Below are 5,128 nucleotides of genomic sequence, written 5' to 3' on the forward strand. Positions count from 1 at the left end.
CCGATGAGCCAACAGGAAATCTTGACAGTAAAAACGGTAACGAAGTAATGGAATTATTGACCGATTTACACGCGCAAGGTGCAACAATTTTAATGGTAACGCACTCTGATTATGATGCTTCTTTTTCGCAAAGAACTATTTTCATGAAAGACGGAATCGTACTTTCTGAAAAAACAAACAGCCGCAATATTGATGTTTTAGTAAAACAATAAAGACTGGAACTAATGCTAAAAAATTGGATAAATATATTTTTATACCACATCAAAAACAACAAACTTTTCACAGCTTTGAATGTTTTGGGTTTGAGTATCGGTATTGCAGGATTGATTTTTGCCATTCTGTATTGGAACGACGAACACAGTTATAACGATTGGAATCCTAATAAAGAAAAGGTTTTTCAAGTAATAAATAGAGTAAGTGCGACCGATTATTGGGCAAGTAATGTGGCGGCATTGGAAGCGCATTTGAAAACAGATTTCAACGAAATTGAATCCTACTGTTACATGGATAATTGGTATTACGAAGAGATTGTTCAATACAAAAACAAGAAAGAAATTCTCAAAATAAACGATGCTCAAAAAAACTTTTTTGAAATGTTTCCATTCGATTTTATTCAAGGAAATGCGAAAACAGCTTTGAAAGACAATACAAGTATTGCAATTTCAAAAGCAGCTTCCGAAAGACTATTTGGAACTGAAAATCCAATGGGTAAAATTGTACACTACTCAGGTCGGAATTTAGTGGTTCGTGGTGTTTATGTAGTTCCAGGAAAATCGTCTATGCAACCAGATGCTGTAACTAATTTACTAGATAATCGGCTTTTGGAGGAAAAGGAAAATTGGGGAAATTTCAGTTTCGGATTGATGCTGAAATTAAAAAATCCAGACGATAAAGAGAAAGTTATTGCCAAGATTGAAAAATTAATGTTTGAAAACCGAATTGTTAAATGGGCAAAATCAGAAGGAATTACAATTGAAGAATGGTTGAAAAAAAATGGAGGCGATGATCTAAAAGTGATTCTTGAACCATTAAAAGATTCAAGATTACATTCGATAACCGACGGATTTGCAGAAGGAAAAGGGAATTATCAATTTCTAGTAATTATGCTTGGTTTGTCTGTTTTGATTCTAATTTTATCAATTGTGAATTACATCAATCTTGCCACTGCAAATGCAATAAAACGTGCCAAGGAAGTTGGTGTTCGTAAAATAATTGGAGCATCAAAATCTAATATTATTAAGCAATTTATATTCGAAACTGTTTTAATTGCTACGTTTTCAATTTTGTTAGCATTAGTGATTGTTGAGTTATCGTTGCCTTATTATAATGATTTTTTAGGAAAAAAGTTAGTCATTTTCGGAAATCAATTTTACTTACAATTGATTTTAATATTCCTAGTTACAATTGTCGTTGCCGGAATTTTTCCTGCTGTTTATGTGTCTAATTTTGAAACTTTAAAAGTACTCAAAGGCAATTTTGGAAGAAGCAAAAGTGGTATTTGGTTGCGCAACGGAATGTTGATTCTTCAATTTGCGATTGCTAGTTTTTTCATCATTGGATCTTATATTGTTTATGAGCAAATAAAATACATTTCGACCAAAGATTTGGGATTTAAAGGCGATCAAGTGCTGTCAATTTCTTACCGAAATAAATACAATTGGAAGGAAGACAATTACAAGAAGAAGATCTACAATCGCTACAATATGATTAAAGCTGAGATTTCCAAAATTAATGGAGTTGAACAAGTTTCAACTGGAGCTTTTAGTTTTGGTTCATCATATGGTTCAACAACAGGATTTACTTATAAAAACAGCCATAATATTCAAGGTAGAAATATGGGAGTCGATTTTGGAATGCTAGAAATGATGCAAATCCAAATCAAAGAAGGACGAAGTTTATCCGAAAAATTTGCTTCAGACACTATCAATTCTATGTTGGTAAACGAAACGGCTTTGGAGGAAATGGGTGAGAAAAATCCGATTGGAAAAGAAGTGAATTGGAATGAAAACAAGTTCAAAATTATTGGAATAGTTAAAGATTTTAATTTGTTCGGACCACAAGACAAAGTACCACCAATGGTGTTTTTTCACTTCAAAACTGTGGATTGGATGTTGCAAAATGCTAATAAAATCCACGTCAAAGTTAAGGCAGAAAACATGGAAGAAACCATTGCAAACATCGAGAAATTCTGGGTTAAAAATGTTGACACAGAGTATCCGTTTGAATATGATTTTGTCGATAAAGAATACGCTCGAACTTATGAAGCTTTTGTAAAACAGAAGAATTTATTTTCATTATTAAATGTAATAGTAATCTTAATTGCACTTTTCGGATTGTTCTCTTTGGCTTCTTTTTCAATTCAAAACCGAATGAAAGAAATCGCCATCAGAAAAACACTCGGTGCAGAAACCAATGTTTTATTGAAAGAATTATCAAAACAATACATCGTTTTTTGCATAATCGGGTTTTTAATTGCGCTATTTCCAGCATATTATTTACTGAATTTATGGCTCGAAAATTTCGCTTTTAGAATTGATATTTCGATACTTCCATTCATTATTGGATTTGTTGTTTTACTGATTTTAACGTTGGTAGTAGTTCTATCAAGAGCATATCAAGCAACAAGAGTTGATATTTTGAAATATTTAAAATACGAATAAGATGCTAAAAAATTGGATAAATATATTTTTGTACCAAATCAAAAACAACAAGCTTTTCACGGCTTTGAATGTTTTGGGTTTGAGTATTGGCATCGCCGGATTGATTTTCGCAATCTTATATTGGAACGATGAACAAAATTATAATGCTTGGAATCCGGAGAAAGAAACCATTTTTCAAGTTGTAAATGATCAGCCACGATCGGGTTTTTTGGCTTATAATGTTATTCCGTTGGGCGAAACTTTAAAGCGATATTCATCTGAAGTAGAATCCTATTGCAATTTTCAGCCAGGTTACAACGGTGCGCTAATTGAGTACAACGACAAGAAAGAAATGGTTCAGAAAATCCTAAAATCGGAAGGTAATTTCTTTTCTTTTTTTCCATTTCAATTTACAAAAGGAAGTGCGAAAAATGCGCTGAAAAATAAAAATAGTGTAGCAATTTCTGAACAAACTGCACAACTTATTTTTGGAAATGAAAATCCGATAAATCAATCGCTAAAAATTGGAGATAAAAATTGTGTTGTTGTTGGCGTTTATAAAATTTCCGAAAAATCTTCAGTTGCACCAGCAGTTGTTTTGCGAGAAGAATTTGAAGAAAATGTAAAACAAAATGCCGAAAATTGGCAAAGTCATACTTGTTATTTGGTAGTAAAATTAAAAAATCCCAATAATAAAGAAGCCGTTGAAAAACAAATCTGGAACATTTATGTTGAAAAACAGGCCAAAAAATTAGCCAAAGAAAAAGGAATTTCTACAGATGAGTACATCAAAAATTTTGGTTTGGACAAACCTTATCTAGAATCTTTGGCAACCGCAAGATTGCATTCAAAAGTTACAAATGGTTATCCAGAAGGAAGCGGAAATTATCAATTTTTGCTAATTATGTTGGGATTATCAGTCCTGATTTTAATTCTTTCAATTGTAAATTACATCAATCTTGCTACAGCAAATGCTATAAAACGTGCTAAAGAAGTTGGGGTTCGCAAAATTATTGGCGCAACAAAATCGCAGATTGTTTTGCAATTTATTACAGAAACTATAATTACAACTACGTTTTCGGTGATGTTGGCTTTGATGTTGGTGGAACTTTTTCTTCCTTATTACAATCAGTTTTTGTCAAAAGAATTGGTACTTAATAATGGACATTTTTATATTCAATTGCTGATAGTTTTTATTATTACGATTCTTTTTGCCGGAATTTTTCCTGCCATTTATGTATCAAATTTTGAGGTTTTAAATGTCTTAAAAGGAAATTTCACCCGAAGCAAAAAAGGAATTTGGCTCAGAAACGGAATGCTTATTCTGCAATTTGCAATAGCGTCGTTTTTCCTAATTGGATCTTACATTGTTGTGCAACAAGTGAATTTTATGATGAATAAAAATCTTGGTTTCAACGGAAATCAGGTTTTGGATATCCCATTTAGTGAAATTAAAAAACCAAAAGATTTTGATAGAATTCAAGCCGAATTACTAAAAATTAAAGGTGTCGAAAGCGTTTCGGCAGGCAATTTTTCTTTCGGATTTGGTGGCTATTTCTCTTCAATTTTTGCATACAATGGAAAAGATGTTGAAGTTCAGAATATGTCAATGGAATTTGGTTTGTTAGATCAGATGAAAATTAAGGTTGTTGAAGGACGAAATCTTTCACCAAAATTTGCTTCAGACACTTTAAATTCAGTGCTTTTAAATCGAGCAGCTTTAAAAATGATGGACGAAAAAAATCCGATAGGAAAAGAATTTGATTTTAAAGATGACGGAGAAAATCCAGGCATTCGAAGATTGAAAATAGTTGGAATTGTAGAAGATTTCAGCGTTTATGGACCGCAAAAAGAAGTACCACCAATGATTTTTTATCATTTAAAAACCATTTCTGAAAGTAGTTTTTTAAGCAAATTGTTTGTGAAAATCAATTCAGAAAATAACGAAGAAACCATTGCGAAAATTGAAGAATTCTGGACTTCAAAAATCGATACACGTTATCCGTTTTCGTATGATTTTGTAGATAAAAATTTCGCTCGAACCTACAGCGATTTTATTAATCAAAGAAACCTCTTTTCGTTGTTGAATATCGTTGTCATCTTGATTTCGCTTTTCGGATTATTTGCACTTGCATCGTATTCTATCCAAAACCGAATGAAGGAAATCGCCATCAGAAAAACACTTGGTGCAGAAACCAAAATGTTACTCACATCTCTTTCAAAACAGTATGTTGTTTATTGTGTGATCGGTTTTGTAATCGCACTTTTTCCAGCCTATTACTTACTGAATTTATGGCTCGAAAATTTCGCTTTTAGAATCGACATTTCGATAATTCCATTTTTGGTCGGATTTATAATTTTATTGATTTTGACTTTAATTGTGGTTTTGTCAAGAGCATATCAAGCAACAAGAGTTGATGTTTTGAAGTATTTAAAATACGAATGATCAAATACCATTATTTAAAATTCAAATTCCAAATTCCAAAATT

General features: G+C 32.0%; 2 protein-coding genes and 1 pseudogene. All 3 read left to right on the top strand.

Features of this window, described 5'->3' with window-relative positions; all coding sequences use genetic code 11:
- A pseudogene (locus DIU01_RS04735) lies at positions 1–212 on the top strand (ABC transporter ATP-binding protein); the annotation flags it as partial.
- A gap of 12 nt (positions 213–224) precedes the next feature.
- Positions 225–2,660 carry an ABC transporter permease gene (locus DIU01_RS04740; protein WP_290832094.1) on the top strand — a complete coding sequence of 812 codons (2,436 nt, stop codon included), beginning with the start codon at positions 225–227 and terminating at the stop codon, positions 2,658–2,660.
- A 1-nt stretch (position 2,661) separates the two neighbouring features.
- Positions 2,662–5,085: an ABC transporter permease gene (locus DIU01_RS04745; RefSeq protein WP_290832095.1), complete on the top strand. Its 2,424-nt coding sequence runs from the start codon at positions 2,662–2,664 to the stop codon at positions 5,083–5,085.
- Positions 5,086–5,128 lie beyond the last annotated feature (43 nt).

Origin of the sequence: Flavobacterium sp., from assembly GCF_003525665.1 — a bacterium.
In the GTDB taxonomy this organism is placed as follows: domain Bacteria; phylum Bacteroidota; class Bacteroidia; order Flavobacteriales; family Flavobacteriaceae; genus Flavobacterium.